We start from the raw sequence: 15017 nt of genomic DNA on the forward strand, positions 1-15017 counted from the left end.
GCTCAGATCTCGTGGCGCAGATGGAAGGATTTGGCTCGGGTCAGGTGTTCATAGCCAAGGCGCGACAGCGTTACGCCGCGCCCGCTGTTCTTCACCCCGGTCCAGGCCAGGGCCGGGTCGAGGTAATCGCAGCGGTTCATGAACACGGTGCCGGTGGCGATTTCGTTGCCGATGCGTTCGGCGGCGGTCAGGTCCTGGGTCCAGATCGAGGCGCTGAGCCCTAATTCACTGTCGTTCATCAAGGCGATGGCTTCGTCGTCGCTGGCCACCGGCATGATGCCCACCACCGGCCCGAAGCTTTCCTCGCGCATCACCGCCATTTGATGGGTGACGTCGACTAATACCTGCGGCGCGAGGTAGGCGCTGCCCGGCACGTCGGCGGGAAAGTCCTTCGGATCGATCAGCGCCCTGGCCCCTTGTGCCAGGGCATCGGCAATCTGCCGGCGAACGAACTCTGCAGCACTCGGTGTGACCAGCGGCCCGAGGGTGGTGGCTTCGTCCAGCGGGTTGCCCAGCACGTATTGACGGGTCAGGGCGGCGAAGCGCTCGACAAACGCCGGGTAGATTTTTTTATCGACATAAATACGTTCGACGGCGCAGCAGCTCTGCCCGGAGTTGAAGAAGCTGCCGTCCACCAGGTTTTCCACCGCGTGCTCAAGGTTGGCGTCTGCCCGGACGTAGGCCGGGTCCTTGCCGCCAAGCTCCAGTCCCACGCCAAGGAAACCGCCGACGGCCGCGTGTTCCATGGCCTCGCCGCCGCCGACAGAACCGGTGAAGTTCACCTGCTGCACCCGTCCAGAGGTAATGATCGCCGCGGCATAGACATGACTGAGCAGCAGGTTCTGGAACAATCCTTTGGGCAGATGGGCGCGGCGAAAGGCTTCGGCGAAACGCTCGCCCACCAACAACGTTTGCGTGGCGTGTTTGAGGATCACGCTGTTGCCCGCCATCAGCGCCGGGATGATCGTATTCACCGCCGTCAGGTAGGGGTAATTCCACGGCGAGACGACCAACACCGTACCCAGCGGCTCGCGTTTGATATAGCGCTGAAACCCCGCGACAGGCGCGGGCTCAATCGCTGCCAAGGCTTCAGGCGCAATCGCAATCATGTGCCGGGCACGTTCTTCGAAGCCGCGCAGCTCGCCAGCGCCGAAGCGTACCGGGCGCCCCATTTGCCAGGCCAGCTCTGGCACGATCTCGTCCTTCATCGCCAGCATCGCGTCCACGGCGGCGCTGCAAAAGGCGGCGCGTTCGCTCAGTGGCCGGCGTTTCCATTGCGCCTGGGCGGTTTCGGCGGCGATCAGGGCTTGCTCGATCTGCGCCGCATCGGCACGGCGGCGTTCGGCGTAGACCCGGCCATCGACCGGGGAGATAAGTTGAACGGTCTCAGTCATGGCGTGCTCAATAGCGCTCGAAGCCGCGCTGCAGTTCCCAGTCGGTTATCCGTCGGTCGTACTCTTTCTGTTCCCAGTCGGCGGTGTGCACGTAGTGGTCGATCACTTCGTCACCGAACGCTTCGCGCAACATGCTCGACGCCTTGAGGGCGGCGCAGGCCTCGCGCAAGGTCTTCGACACTTCAGGCAAATGCTCATCGACGTAGGCATCGCCCTCGAACGGCGGCGCGAGCTCGAGCTTCTCGTCGATACCGGCCAGGCCTGCGGCGATCAACGCGGCGAAGGCCAGATAGGGGTTGAGGTCGGCACCGCCGATGCGGCATTCGATGCGGATGGCCTTGCTGCCTTCGGCGCACAACCGAAAGCCTGCGGTGCGATTGTCCCGGCTCCAGACCGCCCGTGTCGGCGCGAAGGTGCCGGCCTGAAAGCGCTTGTACGAATTGATGTAGGGCGCAAGAAAACAGGTAACGTCGTTGGCGTATTTGAGCTGCCCGGCCACCCACGAGCGCATCAGCTTCGACATGCCGAACTCGGCCTTGGGGTCGAAGAACAGCGACTTCTTGCCATGCTTGTCCCACAGCGAATTGTGGATATGGCTGCTGGAACCGGCGGCGTCATAGCGCCACTTGGCCATGAACGTGATCGCCTTGCCCTGCAGTTGCGCGATCTCTTTGCAGGCGTGCTTGATGATCACGTGGTGGTCGGCCATGGTCATGGCATCGGCATAACGGATGTTGATCTCTTCCTGACCCGGACCCCATTCGCCCTTGGAATTTTCCACGGGAATGCCGGATGCCTGCAGGTGTTTGCGAATAGCCCGCAGTACCGGCTCCTCGCGGGTGGTCTGCAGGATGTTGTAATCCTCGATGTAATGGCCGGCGGTCTTCGGCTTGTGGTAATTGCGCTCGTGGATCGCCTGGTAACTCTCGTCGAACAGATAGAACTCCAGCTCAGAGGCGAACATGCCGGTATAGCCACGCTCGCGCAGGCGCTCGACCTGTTTTCTCAGGATCGCTCGCGGGCTGTGGGGCAGGTCCTTTCTGTGGTGATGATCGAGCACATCGCAGAGCACCAGCGCCGTGCATTCCAGCCACGGCACACGCCGTAACGTGGCCATGTCGGGTTTGAGCACGAAGTCGCCATAGCCTTTGCTCCAACTGGCCGCGGCGTATCCCGGCACCGGTTCCATGTCGATGTCGTCAGCCAGCAGGTAATTGCAGCAGTGGGTTTCTTCGTGGCCGCTGTCGATGAAAAACTCGACCTGGAATCGCTTGCCAACCAGTCGCCCCTGCATATCGACCATGCACACCAGCACGGTATCGATCTCGCCGGCGGCAGCGGCGCGTTTGAGTGCTTCGAAACTGAGAAGGGGCTCGGTCATCGCGTCAGTCCTGCGTGAATGATCTGGACCTGTCTGAAATAGCTGTTGCAGACGCTCTCCAGAAAAAACCAAAACCTGCAGACGCGAGCATCGTGAGCAATAAGCTGTTGAAAGCTTAGCTTACTGGTGGTGTGCGCAAGTTTTGGTGAGTGGAGCTTGATGAAGTTTGTCTGTTGCTGGGGCTGACACCGGTGTTGCTGAGGTCTTGGCGGGGTGGTGTTGAATGTGGCGAGGCACTACCGCCTCGCCACAGATCCCGTCGATTACTCCTTCGGTTCGACGTGATCCAGTGCCTGGTTCACCGCCAGTTCACCGAGCATGACCACTTGCGCAATGCCCAGCAGGGTCTTGCGATGTGAGGTTTCCAGCAGTGCTGCGAAATTGGTGAGCATGACGGTAGCCGAGCCGAGTGTTTCGCTGGCGTTGGCCAGCAGGGCTTCGGTGTTGTACTTCGGGTTGGCGAAGTACATGGGCTCGGGTTCGTTGGCCGTGGCCATGATCTGGGCGGCCGGGTTGAGGTAGTGGTCGAGGGCGCGTTCGGCGGCTTCGTGGAGCTTTTTTGAATCGAGTGATTCGTAGGGAGATGTTGGGTCTGTGATCGGCGGATTGGGCGTAGGTTTGAACATGGATGAAACTCCTGATACGAGTTTACTTAAATGGGAGCCATCACGTTCGCTACCAAACGAATTAGGGTGATGGCCATACGCGGGTTGGTAGACCGGTCGTATCAGGAACCCGGCGCCCTCGAAAGGGCCCCGCGCATGGCCACCATAATAGGTGAAGCCGTGCGTCGTGCGAGACGGGCTACCAAACCCGATCACTGTTTTTCAGTGACCGGGAAACGATAAAACCCGAGCCCAAAACGCACAAGCCGGCGGATTCTGGCGTAGTCGTAGGCAATGACGCAAGGCGTTGTAGCCTTGATGAAGTAACACCGGGTGTCTTTAAACGCGCAGCTTAAACATCGTTGGTGTATGCGGTGATTCGCCCCGTCAGGAACGGACTGACGGGGCGTTTTTTGTTGCGTTGGGTGCAAATCTATCGCTGCTCTTACGTGTGATGAATCTCCCGATCCTTGGTTTCCGGCAGGAAGAAAGTACCAAGGATGGCCGTCATCACCGCGATGACGATCGGGTACCACAGCCCGTAGTAGATATCACCCGTGGCCGCGACCATGGCGAACGCCACCGTGGGCAGAAAGCCGCCGAACCAGCCATTGCCGATGTGGTAGGGCAGCGACATCGAGGTGTAGCGGATGCGCGCCGGGAAGAGCTCCACCAGCCAGGCAGCAATCGGGCCGTAGACCATGGTCACGTAGATCACCAGGATGGTCAGGAGCAGCAGCACCATCGGGTAGTTGGTCTTGGCTGGGTCGGCCTTCTCGGGGTAGCCGGCGTCCTTGAGGGCGGTGCCGAGGGTGGCGACGAAGGCGTCATTGCGGGTCTTGAAGTCGGCGGCCGGCATGCCGGTGCCCTCGAAGCTCGGGATCACCTTGTCGCCGATACGGACCTGCGCGACGGCGCCAGGTGTGGCTTTCTCGTTTATGTAGGGGATGGCTCTCTTCGCCAGCACAGTCTTGGCGAGGTCGCAGGAACTGGTGAATTTGGCCTTGCCCACCGGGTCGAACTGGAACGAGCACTGGGCGGGATCGGCGACCACCGTGACCGGATTTTTCGCCTGCGCGGCGAACACGTCGGGGTTCCCGTATTCGGTCAATGCATGGAAGATCGGGAAGTAGGTCAGCGCCGCGAGGATGCAGCCGACCATGATGATGCCCTTGCGGCCGATGCGGTCGGACAGGCTGCCGAACACGATGAAGAACGGCGTGCCGAGCAGCAGGGAGCCGGCAATCAAAAAGTTGGCGGTCTGCGGGTCGATCTTCAGCGTCTGCAGCAGGAAGAACAGCGCATAGAACTGCCCGGTGTACCAGACGACGGCCTGGCCGGCAGTGCCGCCGAGCAAGGCCATGATCACAATCTTGAGGTTGTCCCAGCGGGCGAAGGACTCGGTCAGCGGTGCCTTGGAAGACTTGCCTTCTTCTTTCATCTTCTTGAACACCGGCGACTCGCTGAGTTGCAAGCGGATGTAGACCGAGACGATCAGCAGCAGGATCGACAGCAGGAAGGGAATCCGCCAGCCCCAGGCCTCGAAGGCTTCAGTGCCGAGGAGGGTGCGGCAGGCGAGGATCACCAGCAGCGAAAGAAACAGACCGAGGGTCGCGGTGGTCTGAATCCACGAAGTGAAGTAGCCGCGCTTGCCTTTCGGCGCATGCTCGGCCACGTAAGTCGCCGCGCCGCCGTATTCACCGCCCAGGGCCAGGCCTTGCAATAGACGCAGGGTGATCAGGATGACCGGTGCCGCCACCCCGATGGTCGCGTAGCCGGGCAGAAAGCCCACTATGGCAGTGGATGTACCCATGATCACAATGGTGATGAGGAACGTGTGCTTGCGCCCGATCATGTCGCCCAGTCGGCCGAACACGATGGCGCCGAAGGGGCGCACGGCGAAGCCTGCGGCGAACGCGAGCAGCGCAAAGATGAAGGAGGTTGTTTCGTTGACGCCCGCGAAGAAGTGCTTGGCGATGATCGCCGCGAGGGAGCCGTAAAGGTAAAAGTCGTACCACTCGAACACGGTGCCCAGGGACGAGGCGAAAATGACCTTGCGCTCCTCCTTGGTAATCCCTCGGTTAGGCGTGCTGCCCGTGGCTGTAGTGTCAATCGTGGCCATGAGTCTTCTCCGTCTTGCTCTTGTTGAAGGCCGGAGTACCTCACAATATTGCCGCACCCAGGCCCTAGGGCTGATGTCGTCGGATTACCAATTGCACGAATAATGGAAACAGGCTGACGGCCTCGCATTGCTGCAGGGTTTCTTGAAGCATAATCATCTTCTCGCAGATATCCACTCGCCAACGTGCCCGGCGATTGCCACTCCCACCGGGCACATTCGCGGATTTAACCCTTGGCCGCCATCGCGGTGACTTCCACAAGCATGCCTTCGACCGCCAGCGCAGCCACGCCAACAGCGGCGCGAACCGGCCAGGGTTTGGCGAAGAAACGCTTGTAGACCTCGTTGAACGCGGCGCGGTCGGCCATGTCGGTGAGGTAGATGGTCAGATGCAACACCCGGTCCATGGAACTGCCGGCGTTCTCCAGTGCTACCTTGAGCGCCTGCAGGGTGCACTCGCTTTGCAGGGTGATGTCGCCCAGTTCCAGGCTGCCGTCGGCGCGGGTAGGGATCTGAGTGGAGACCAGCAGGCCGCCGAAACCGGCAACGTCGGAGGAGATGGATTCCGCGTCGGGGTCGGGGAGGAAAGTGATGTCGTGGTTTGCCATGGGGATCTCTTGTTTGTGGGGGTGAAGGGGCGCCGGAGCATTCAATGACGCAACGCCTTTTTTGCGCGGCCAGTTTACAGCCCTATCGTCGGGCTGTTCGTGAATCAGCTCGAAAACTCGGAAGGCAAGCAGACGGACGCCCCCCACGGCATGGCAGCCGCCCAACGTAGTTAGCTGAGCGAGGTTATTTTCAATGTCGCAATAACATCTTTTGGATTGTGCTTATAACAACGAACCATGTGATTACAATAATCGCCGATCGTGTAAATGGTCAGGTTGCCAGAGCTTATGGTCTTGTATGTCTCTCTGTCACATACATCAAGAATATCGCCTTCAATTGCATCATATTCATTTCTTCTGAATAGACCGGTAGAGCGGGTGGCTTTCAAGTCTTCCCCAAATACGGCTGCTTCGTTAAGAAGGTCCACGGAAATGTTGAAGACATTCGCAATTCTCTGTAAGGCAAATTTACGAATGATTTCATCTGGATCGCTCATGATGCACGCTCATCTCGTCGCCCTCAATAAACGCGGTCGCCTGACAAATGGCACATTGCTCCAGGTCATGCTCCACGAGTGTTTAAAATTATAAATAGTGAAAGGAATAATACAAAAATGGCTACTACTAATGCATAGCAAAGACCAAAGCCGATTTTGATGAGGAGTATTTCATCTGCCAGGGCTTTATAGCCGATAGAGCCTCCAAGCAATGCAGATGTGGCGATTCCGATGACTAGAATGTAGTAGGTCTTATAGGTGGGTGCAAATGCCGGGATGACAACTGCATACGATCCGCTTATCAGGGTGGTGAATATCACAATAATTTTTATTGCCGACATAATGCTGTTTTTTGTCGTGCTCATTTTTTGTTTTTCTCCTGACAAAATACCCCGGGACATTCTGGGCCTGTTGCCGACCACTAAACACTTTCAGCCACATCAATCTGCAACGAAAGCATGAACTTCGCTGCACTGTCCGATGCTGGATCTATCGCGGCATCCACCATGGCCCTGACCGCCGTTTGCGCCAGTGCCTCGACCGGATGTGACAGCACGGCTTGAACGATGCCGTCGCGCAGGGCGGTCCGGGTGATGGGGGTCAGGTCGTGGCACACCACGACAGGCAATGCGATGTGCTGGGCTTTCAGTTCGCGCAGGGCGTTGATGACCCCCTCGATGCCGCCGCCCGCGACATACAGGCCGACCAGGTCGGGCTGGCTGGTGAGAAGGTCGAGCGTGCCGGCATAGGCGAATTCCTCGTCTTCCAGGGTCAGGCGCGTCGCCAGCAATTCCCAGTCCTGGGGTTGTGCCGACAGGTAAGAGCGGCAACTCATTTCACACAGCTCCTGGCACTGAAAGCGTTGGGTGCCGACCATCACGGCCACCGGCCCCGGTTGCGCTGCCAGGTGCTTGATGAACCAGCCGGCGGTGCGGCCCATGGCGCGGTTGTCGACGCCGACATAACCGGCGCCGGCCGAGGCGCTCAGCTCGGACACCAGGGCGACCACCGGGATGCCCGCCGCTCGCAACTGCGCCATGGCTTCGCGCACAGCCGGATGGTCGGCGGCCACCACGCCCAGGGCATCGACTTCGCCTTGCAACTTGAGAATGCGTTCTGCGGTGGCGGCGGGGGCCAGGTCGTCGATGTAGTGGATCATCACCCGAACCTGGGCCCGCACGCTGGCCGTCGCTGCCTCGGCCAAGGCCTTGGCCAGCCCTTGATAAAACGCCACGCCACGCTTTTGCAGCAGAAATCCCAAGCGCACTGTCGGGCGCTGCTGCAGCACTCGCTGCTCGATCACATTACGCCCGTAGAAGCCCAGCCGGGCGGCGGCCTCGGCAATGCGTTGCGCGGTATCGGCGCGCACATTGGCCCGCAGGTTCATTACCCGGTCCACGGTGGACAGGCTCACCCCGGCGGCCAGGGCCACGTCTTCCATGGTTGAACGACGACCGAGCGGGTTGTCGGCTTTTGACGAGGAATGCTCTGACGAAGAATGCTCTGACATGAAATGAAAGCCTATCTGAAATTTTTGACGGGTTTTGACAGGTATAGCCCAAGGACTATAGCAGCCGCAGACCCGCCGGCCTTAGGATTTCTCCCAGCGAAACATCGCCACTCATAACAATAATTATCGGAGCCTGACATGACCCTCCACATCTCCACCGCGCCTTGTTGCTGGGGCGTAGACGACGTCAACAATCCTCATCTGCCGGCGTGGCAGCAGGTCCTTGGCGAAGCGGCGCAAGCGGGTTATCGCGGCATCGAATTGGGGCCATACGGTTACCTGCCACTGGACGCCGACGCGGTGGGTTCGGTACTGGCCGAACACGGCCTGCACGTGGTGGCCGGTACGATATTCGACAATCTGGTCGACCCCGCCAATCTGTCCAGCCTGCTGAATCAAACCCGCAATATCTGCGCATTGCTCAAGCAGTTGCCGGCGATTCCACTGGAGCCGGGGCAACGCTTTGCGATGCCGTGTCTGGTGGTCATCGATTGGGGGCATGAGGAGCGTGACTACGCCGCTGGCCACTCTGACCGCGCACCGCGCCTGGCACCCGATGCCTGGCAGGGCATGATGGCTCACATCCGTGCCATCGCCGAGCTGGCGTGGACGGAATTCGGTGTGCGCACGGTGATTCACCCGCACGCCGGGGGCTACATCGAGTTCGCCGACGAGCTGGCCCGACTGGTCGAAGACATCCCTTACGAAGTGGGCGGCCTGTGCCTGGACACCGGTCATCTGTACTACGCCGGCATGGACCCGGTGCAGACTCTGCGCCAGTACGCAGAACGCGTGGATTACCTGCATTTCAAAGACATCGATCAGGCCGTGTTCGATCAGGTGTTGGGCGAACACATCACCTTCTTCGCCGCGTGCGCAAAAGGCGTGATGTGCCCGATCGGCCAGGGTGTCATCGACTACGGCGCCTTGCGCGAGCTGATCACCGAGATCGGTTACCAGGGCTACATCACGGTCGAGCAAGAACGTGATCCACGTAACGCCCACGGCAGTCTGCGCGACGTGGCTGCCAGCCGAGCCTACCTGTCCCGGGCAGGTTTCTGAATTCCCCTCATGCGAAGGACTTTTCGATGATCAATGGCAGCAAGCGTATTCCTCAACCGATCCGCTGGGCGATGGTGGGCGGCGGGCGTGACAGTCAGATCGGCTACATCCATCGTTCGGCGGCCCTGCGTGACCAGTCGTTTGCACTGGTGGCCGGCGCCTTCGACCTGGACCCGCAACGCGGTCGGGACTTTGGCGTGCAACTGGGTGTCGACCCCGAGCGTTGCTACGCCGACTATCGCAGCTTGATTGAGGGGGAAGCGGGGCGGGCGGATAGCGTCCAGGCCATATCCGTGGCGACGCCCAATGGCACTCACTTTGAAATCACCAAGGCCGCTCTGGAAGCAGGGCTGCATGTGGTCTGTGAAAAACCGCTGTGCTTTACCCTTGAGGAGGCGCAAACCCTGCGCGAAATCGCGTTGTCGCGAAACCGGGTGGTGGGGGTGACTTACGGCTACGCCGGGCACCAGTTGATCGAACAAGCGCGGGAAATGATCGCCCGTGGCGAGCTGGGTGAAGTGCGCATGGTGCACATGCAGTTTGCCCATGGCTTCCACTGTGAGGCGGTCGAGGCACAGAGCGAGGCGACCAAATGGCGAGTCGATCCGCGCCTCGCCGGCCCCAGTTATGTGCTGGGCGACGTCGGCACTCACCCACTGTACCTGTCGGAAGTCATGCTGCCCGAGCTCAAGATCAAACGGTTGCTGTGCACGCGCCAGAGCTTTGTCAAAAGCCGCGCGCCGCTGGAGGACAACGCCTACACACTGATGGAATACGAAGGCGGGGCCATGGGCAGTGTGTGGTCCAGTGCGGTGAACGCCGGCTCCATGCATGGCCAGAAGATTCGCGTGATTGGTTCCAGGGCCAGCCTTGAATGGTGGGATGAGCGGCCGAACCAGTTGTCATTCGAAGTCCAGGGCAAACCCGCCCAGGTGCTGGAGCGCGGGATGGGTTACTTGCATCCTCATGCGTTGCTTGATGACCGGATCGGTGCCGGGCACCCGGAAGGGCTGTTCGATGCCTGGGCCAACCTCTATTACCGTTTCGCCCTGGCCATGGACGCCGCCAACCGTGGCGATCATGAGCAACTGGCAACGCTGCGTTATCCGGACATCAATGCCGGTGTCGAAGGCGTGCGCTGGGTCGAACGCTGCGTCCAGTCCGCGGACCTTGGTGGGGTTTGGGTCGATTATTGAGGCATTGACGCACTCCCTGGCAGATCGGCGTGCGGCTGAGCAGTCGTGAGATAGACTGATCAGCGAACATCGGACGTAGGGGGTGCCAGGTGGCGCGATTCACATGGATTCGCTGATCACCGCTGCGGCGCGTGCGCTTGCGGCGGGTGATCCGCTCGGCGCGCTGAATCGCATCGCCTTGCGTGACGATGCACCTGCACTCGCCCTTCGAGGCATCGCGATGGCGCAACTGGGCGACCTTGTGCGAGCGAAGGCGCTGGTGCATAGCGCCGCTCGGGCGTTCGGTGCGAAGGAGACTTTGGCCCGCGCGCGGTGTGTTGTCGCCGAGGCCGAGATTGCGCTCGCCTCCCGTGACCTGAACTGGCCGGTGAAGGCGCTCGACGCCGCGCGGGCAACGCTTCAGGCGCACGGCGATTGGGTCAACGCCGCCCATGCACGGTATCTCGAGATTCGCCGCTTGCTGCTGATCGGGCATCTCAACGAGGCCGAGGACCGTCTCGCCAAACTCGATCCGACGCCATTACCGCCCGCGTCGAGGGCCGCCTACGAGTTGGTCGTGGCGGGCATCGCCATGCGTCGCCTGCAAACGAAGGCGGCGCGCGCGGCACTCGATCGGGCCGAGCATGCCGCGCAGCACGCGGGCATCCCGGCACTGATCGTTGAGGTCGAAAGCGCCTCGCGCATCCTCGACACACCGGCGGCGCGGCTGATTATCGGTGGCCAGGAACGGTCGTTGCTGCTCGATGAAATTGAAGCGTTATTGGCATCCCCCACGCTGGTGGTGGACGCTTGTCGATATGTGGTGCGCGACGCAGGCTCGGCGGTTTCACTCGCCCGGCGTCCGGTGTTGTTCGCGCTCGCCCGGGCGCTGGGCGAAGCATGGCCGGCCGACGTGCCAAGGGAAACGCTGATTGCGCGAGCCTTTCGGATGAAGCACGCGGATGAGTCCCATCGCGCGCGGTTACGCGTCGAACTCGGGCGGCTGCGCGGGGCGCTGCACCTGATCGCCGATGTGGTCGCGACGCCGCGAGGGTTTGCACTGGTGCCACGGCTTGCGCCTGACGTCGTGGTGCTGGCGCGGCCTGTCGAAGAGCAGCATGCGACGCTGCTCGCTTTCCTCGCTGACGGTGAATCGTGGTCGAGTTCGGCCCTGGCGTTGGCGCTCGGTGCCAGTCAGCGCACCGTGCAACGAGCCCTCGACACGCTGGCGGCTGGCGGCAAGGTGCAGTCGTTCGGCCACGGCCGGGCCCGTCGCTGGATGACCCCGCCGGTCCCGGGATTCGCGACGGGATTGTTACTCACGGCGTTGCTGCCCAGTGATTAGCATCCTCTTCACAACCCCAGTGAACGCAGTCAGTAAACGAGGAGCAAGAGATGAAACATTCAACTGCCGAAATCATCCGCGAATACGGGCCTTTTCCGGGCATCGACCATGTACACGGCGTCACCCATGACGGTCAGCGCGTCTGGTTTGCCTCCGACGACAAACTCAACGCCCTGGACCCGGCGAGCGGCAAGACCCTACGCTCCATCGACGTCGCCGCCCATGCCGGCACCGCCTTCGACGGCCAGCATCTGTTTCAGATCGCCGAGGATCGCATCCAGAAGATCGACCCGCAGACCGGCCGCGTGCTCTCCACCATCCCCGCGCCCGGTGGCGGTGGTGACTCGGGGCTGGCGTGGGCCGAAGGCACGCTCTGGGTCGGTGAGTATCGCGAGCGCAAGATCCATCAGGTCGATCCCCAGACCGGGGCGGTGTTGCGCACCCTCGAGTCCAATCGCTTCGTCACCGGGGTGACCTGGGTCGAGGGCGATCTGTGGCACGGTACCTGGGAAGGCGATGAGAGCGAGCTGCGACGACTCGATCCGGCCACGGGCGAGGTTTTGGAGAGCGTCCAGATGCCGGCTGGCGTCGGCGTGTCGGGGCTTGAGTTCGATGGCCACGACCGGTTTTTCTGTGGCGGCGGCAACAGCGGGAAGGTGAGGGCCGTGCGCCGGCCTGAATGAAAGGCTGCGACCATAAAACGGCTTTGTATCAGAGTGCTTGCAGAGTCAGCGAGTGTGACTGCCGCCTTTGGGACCGTGCCCTATGGGGGAACTTGGAAATAGCCGATAGGTCCGCTCCCTGAAAAATCTGTGGAATATTAGTTATTTACGATACAACCATTACCCATTCTTTACATTGGAACGGTGCTCAAACCCCCGCAAACACTGTCTGAAAGGGCGAGAAAGGTTGTTTTTCTCGCCTAAACAGAGAGTGACGTAATGAAGTTGAACAAAGTTGTAAAAGCGGCGGTGGTTTTCGCCTTGTTGTCGTCCCTGTCGGGCTGCTGGATGTTCTTCCCACCAGGTGGTGGTGGTGGTGGTGGTGGTGGTGGTGGTGGTGGTGGTGGCCATCATGGAGGTTTTGGGGGTGGGCCCGGTGGCGGACCACGCTGAGCAGCTTCACTCAGCGTGTCAAAAGGTGAACGCTTGCGCCGAGCGTGACGGACGCTGAGTCATCTCGGTCTCCAGCAGATGCTCAACCAGCACATCATTCAAAAAGCGGAACTGATCGTTGAGCCCGACCACTTCGTTACTGAAGTGGTTGGTGGCTGCGGGCATCAGCAAGGTTTCGAATTGCTTGTCGAACACCAGCGCGACGGCTTTGCGAGAGACCACCTGCTGCGAATAGTAGTTGCTGCCGAACACCGGAAAGCTGAACGCAAGGCTGACGGGATAAATCATGATGGGCCCCTCCGATGCGGGGTTTACGTGGTAATGAGTTGATCCTGCACCAGGCGGTTTTTTTGCGGAAGGCATTCGCGGCGATGGTGAGTATCGACGTAGATGATGGTGGTAACAGAAGTCGGAAATCTGGCGATCCATTGTGGCGAGGGAGCTTGTCGGATCGCCGCACCGTCCCGCTCGGCTGCGAAGCAGTCGCAAAACGGACTGTTGCGATCTATCTGAATCACCGCGGTGGCAGGTTTTGGGGGCGCTACGCGTCCCAGCGGGACGGTGCGGCGATCCGACAAGCTCCCTCGCCACAGGTGTGATGTTTCCTTCGAGCCTGCAATGAAATTTTTGAGGGCGCCACCACGCTTCCTGACGGACGGCCCCTGGCCCCGATCTATACTCAAATCAACATGCTTTTACGCGTCGAACGCTCCGTTCGACGCAGACTGTAGGACACTGCGATCTTGAACCTGCGTTCGCTGATCGTCGCTGTGTTGGTGGTACTGGCGGGATGCGTAACGACTGCGCGTGCCCCGGTAGCCGTGGCGCCGGTGGTAGTTTCCCAGAGCACCTGGCAGCAGGTGGACCAGGAGATTGTCGCGGCTTCGCAGCAGGCCACCGAACAGACCAGGGTGTATGCCCGCGGGTCCATGGAACATTGGCGCACGCGGGTTTACGAACAGACCGAAGAAGTCTTCATTCCGTGGTTCAGCAGCTACTGGACCCAGGAATGGCTGTCGTTAAAGGTCAGCTGGTACACCATCAACGCCGGGGGCGAGCAAGATGCCTCGGCCAAACGCCTGGCGGCCTATCTGCTGGAGCAATATCACCAGAAAGTGCTGGACCCTGTGGCGCTGGAGATCGATCCCGACGAGATCCTCGGGCAGGCGACGGCGTTTTACGTGCAAGCTCTCGGCCAGCAACTTCAGGTCATCTCCCAGCGTCATGGCGTGCCGATGGCGCAGCTCAACGAGCGTATCCGCAAAATTCCGGCGATTTCGCTGGGCCCGCCGCCCGCCCGTGACGCTTCGCTGTATCAGGTGGTGCACAGTGAGCCGCTGACTACGTTGCCGGCCTACGCGGCATTGATCGACAAGATCCACACGGCGGGCGGTGAGAAGGGTATCGCCTCGACGGACGCCGGCATGACGCCGGTGGCCAAGCGTGCCAGCAAACGCATGGAAGCCGAAATGGCCCCACGAGGCGCGGCCGGTGCCGTGGCGGCAGCGGCGGGGAAACTGGCCGGGGCGTTGATTTCCCTGGGAGTGGCGGGGGTGCGTGCGGTTATTCAGGCCAACGACCGACCCGATAGCGAGGCGCTGATCCGCAGCAGCCTGGGCGACTCATTCGACAAGGCGTGGCTGAAGCTGGTGCAAAACCCTACCACCGGCGTCATGGCCGGAACGCTGTACATGGCCGGGCAAATCGAAGGCAGCCTGGCCCAGCCCGTTGCACAACCCCTTGCACAGCCCGTCGAACCGTCGGTCGGCTTGGGTGCGGGATCTGTCGATTGGAGCCACGCTGGATCGACTACCCAGCAGATCAACCCATAACCCGAGGAGAACGATCATGGCTTACGTTGATGGCTTCGTCGCGGCAGTACCCAAAGCCAACCGCGAAAAATTCAAGAAACACGCGGAGTCCGCCGCCGCGATTTTCAAGGAAAACGGCGCGCTCAGCCTCGCCGAATGCTGGGGCGACGACGTGCCTGATGGCAAAGTGACGTCGTTTCCCATGGCGGTAAAACTCAAGGAAGACGAGACCGTGGTGTTTTCCTGGATCGTCTGGCCGGACAAGGCCACCCGCGACACCGGCATGGCGAAACTGATGAGCGATCCGCGGATGCAGCCGGACGTCAATCCGATGCCGTTCGACGGCCAGCGGGCGATTTTTGGCGGTTTCGAAATGCTCGTCAAAGCCTGAAGAC

At 60.8% G+C, this 15017-nt stretch carries 16 protein-coding genes; 6 read left to right on the forward strand and 10 right to left on the reverse strand.

The window, feature by feature from the left end; genetic code table 11:
- Window positions 1–2: 2 nt before the first annotated feature.
- The 8 genes from AC1RO5_RS03675 to AC1RO5_RS03710 form a co-directional block, all read right to left on the reverse strand.
- Entirely contained in the window at window positions 3–1394 is a 1392-nt protein-coding gene (locus tag AC1RO5_RS03675) for an aldehyde dehydrogenase family protein (protein ID WP_493172829.1), read from the reverse strand.
- 7 nt (window positions 1395–1401) lie between these two features.
- On the reverse strand, window positions 1402–2775 hold the full coding sequence (locus AC1RO5_RS03680) for a glutamine synthetase family protein (protein WP_493172831.1): 1374 nt from the start codon (window positions 2773–2775) through the stop codon (window positions 1402–1404).
- Window positions 2776–3038: 263 nt separating this feature from the next.
- The gene (locus AC1RO5_RS03685) at window positions 3039–3401 is read right to left on the reverse strand and encodes a DUF6124 family protein (RefSeq protein ID WP_493172833.1); all 363 of its coding nucleotides are present in this window, start codon (window positions 3399–3401) and stop codon (window positions 3039–3041) included.
- Between the two features lie 424 nt (window positions 3402–3825).
- Window positions 3826–5502, reverse strand: a complete 1677-nt coding sequence (locus tag AC1RO5_RS03690) for an MFS transporter (RefSeq protein ID WP_493172835.1) — start codon at window positions 5500–5502, stop codon at window positions 3826–3828.
- Between the two features lie 224 nt (window positions 5503–5726).
- Window positions 5727–6107, reverse strand: a complete 381-nt coding sequence (locus tag AC1RO5_RS03695) for a RidA family protein (RefSeq protein ID WP_493172837.1) — start codon at window positions 6105–6107, stop codon at window positions 5727–5729.
- Window positions 6108–6277: 170 nt separating this feature from the next.
- Entirely contained in the window at window positions 6278–6604 is a 327-nt protein-coding gene (locus AC1RO5_RS03700) for a hypothetical protein (protein ID WP_413697176.1), read from the reverse strand.
- Window positions 6605–6669: 65 nt separating this feature from the next.
- The gene (locus AC1RO5_RS03705) at window positions 6670–6969 is read right to left on the reverse strand and encodes a hypothetical protein (RefSeq protein ID WP_493172839.1); all 300 of its coding nucleotides are present in this window, start codon (window positions 6967–6969) and stop codon (window positions 6670–6672) included.
- Window positions 6970–7025: 56 nt separating this feature from the next.
- On the reverse strand, window positions 7026–8114 hold the full coding sequence (locus tag AC1RO5_RS03710; RefSeq protein WP_493172841.1) for a LacI family DNA-binding transcriptional regulator: 1089 nt from the start codon (window positions 8112–8114) through the stop codon (window positions 7026–7028).
- Between the two features lie 138 nt (window positions 8115–8252).
- Between AC1RO5_RS03710 and AC1RO5_RS03715 the strand changes: the two genes are divergently transcribed.
- From AC1RO5_RS03715 to AC1RO5_RS03730, 4 genes are all read left to right on the forward strand, one after another.
- Complete coding sequence (locus AC1RO5_RS03715) at window positions 8253–9176, forward strand: TIM barrel protein (protein ID WP_493172843.1); 924 nt, start codon at window positions 8253–8255, stop codon at window positions 9174–9176.
- A gap of 26 nt (window positions 9177–9202) precedes the next feature.
- On the forward strand, window positions 9203–10372 hold the full coding sequence (locus AC1RO5_RS03720; protein WP_493172844.1) for a Gfo/Idh/MocA family protein: 1170 nt from the start codon (window positions 9203–9205) through the stop codon (window positions 10370–10372).
- Window positions 10373–10475: 103 nt separating this feature from the next.
- Complete coding sequence (locus tag AC1RO5_RS03725) at window positions 10476–11696, forward strand: helix-turn-helix domain-containing protein (protein WP_493172846.1); 1221 nt, start codon at window positions 10476–10478, stop codon at window positions 11694–11696.
- Between the two features lie 50 nt (window positions 11697–11746).
- Window positions 11747–12379, forward strand: a complete 633-nt coding sequence (locus AC1RO5_RS03730; protein ID WP_493172848.1) for a Vgb family protein — start codon at window positions 11747–11749, stop codon at window positions 12377–12379.
- A gap of 159 nt (window positions 12380–12538) precedes the next feature.
- On the opposite strand, the gene AC1RO5_RS03735 is transcribed toward AC1RO5_RS03730, so the two are convergent.
- Both AC1RO5_RS03735 and AC1RO5_RS03740 read right to left on the reverse strand, forming a co-directional pair.
- Window positions 12539–12772 carry a hypothetical protein gene (locus AC1RO5_RS03735; RefSeq protein WP_349747345.1) on the reverse strand — a complete coding sequence of 78 codons (234 nt, stop codon included), beginning with the start codon at window positions 12770–12772 and terminating at the stop codon, window positions 12539–12541.
- A 57-nt stretch (window positions 12773–12829) separates the two neighbouring features.
- Window positions 12830–13099, reverse strand: a complete 270-nt coding sequence (locus tag AC1RO5_RS03740; protein WP_493172850.1) for a hypothetical protein — start codon at window positions 13097–13099, stop codon at window positions 12830–12832.
- Between the two features lie 455 nt (window positions 13100–13554).
- On the opposite strand from AC1RO5_RS03740, the gene AC1RO5_RS03745 reads away from it, so the two are divergent.
- Together AC1RO5_RS03745 and AC1RO5_RS03750 are read left to right on the forward strand one after the other, a co-directional pair.
- Complete coding sequence (locus AC1RO5_RS03745) at window positions 13555–14643, forward strand: hypothetical protein (protein ID WP_493172852.1); 1089 nt, start codon at window positions 13555–13557, stop codon at window positions 14641–14643.
- Window positions 14644–14659: 16 nt separating this feature from the next.
- Window positions 14660–15013, forward strand: a complete 354-nt coding sequence (locus AC1RO5_RS03750) for a DUF1428 domain-containing protein (protein ID WP_007938783.1) — start codon at window positions 14660–14662, stop codon at window positions 15011–15013.
- The last annotated feature ends 4 nt before the right edge of the window (window positions 15014–15017 follow it).

The sequence above is a fragment of the Pseudomonas sp. GW822-FHT02G04 genome (genome assembly GCF_058802085.1).

Bases quoted from the DNA above. Each gene is read 5' to 3' on its own strand.
- AC1RO5_RS03675 (WP_493172829.1), bottom strand. From the start codon at position 1,394: ATGACTGAGACCGTTCAACTTATCTCCCCGGTCGATGGCCGGGTCTAC.
- AC1RO5_RS03680 (WP_493172831.1), bottom strand. From the start codon at position 2,775: ATGACCGAGCCCCTTCTCAGTTTCGAAGCACTCAAACGCGCCGCTGCC.
- AC1RO5_RS03685 (WP_493172833.1), bottom strand. From the start codon at position 3,401: ATGTTCAAACCTACGCCCAATCCGCCGATCACAGACCCAACATCTCCC.
- AC1RO5_RS03690 (WP_493172835.1), bottom strand. From the start codon at position 5,502: ATGGCCACGATTGACACTACAGCCACGGGCAGCACGCCTAACCGAGGG.
- AC1RO5_RS03695 (WP_493172837.1), bottom strand. From the start codon at position 6,107: ATGGCAAACCACGACATCACTTTCCTCCCCGACCCCGACGCGGAATCC.
- AC1RO5_RS03700 (WP_413697176.1), bottom strand. From the start codon at position 6,604: ATGAGCGATCCAGATGAAATCATTCGTAAATTTGCCTTACAGAGAATT.
- AC1RO5_RS03705 (WP_493172839.1), bottom strand. From the start codon at position 6,969: ATGAGCACGACAAAAAACAGCATTATGTCGGCAATAAAAATTATTGTG.
- AC1RO5_RS03710 (WP_493172841.1), bottom strand. From the start codon at position 8,114: ATGTCAGAGCATTCTTCGTCAGAGCATTCCTCGTCAAAAGCCGACAAC.
- AC1RO5_RS03715 (WP_493172843.1), top strand. From the start codon at position 8,253: ATGACCCTCCACATCTCCACCGCGCCTTGTTGCTGGGGCGTAGACGAC.
- AC1RO5_RS03720 (WP_493172844.1), top strand. From the start codon at position 9,203: ATGATCAATGGCAGCAAGCGTATTCCTCAACCGATCCGCTGGGCGATG.
- AC1RO5_RS03725 (WP_493172846.1), top strand. From the start codon at position 10,476: ATGGATTCGCTGATCACCGCTGCGGCGCGTGCGCTTGCGGCGGGTGAT.
- AC1RO5_RS03730 (WP_493172848.1), top strand. From the start codon at position 11,747: ATGAAACATTCAACTGCCGAAATCATCCGCGAATACGGGCCTTTTCCG.
- AC1RO5_RS03735 (WP_349747345.1), bottom strand. From the start codon at position 12,772: ATGATGGCCACCACCACCACCACCACCACCACCACCACCACCACCACC.
- AC1RO5_RS03740 (WP_493172850.1), bottom strand. From the start codon at position 13,099: ATGATTTATCCCGTCAGCCTTGCGTTCAGCTTTCCGGTGTTCGGCAGC.
- AC1RO5_RS03750 (WP_007938783.1), top strand. From the start codon at position 14,660: ATGGCTTACGTTGATGGCTTCGTCGCGGCAGTACCCAAAGCCAACCGC.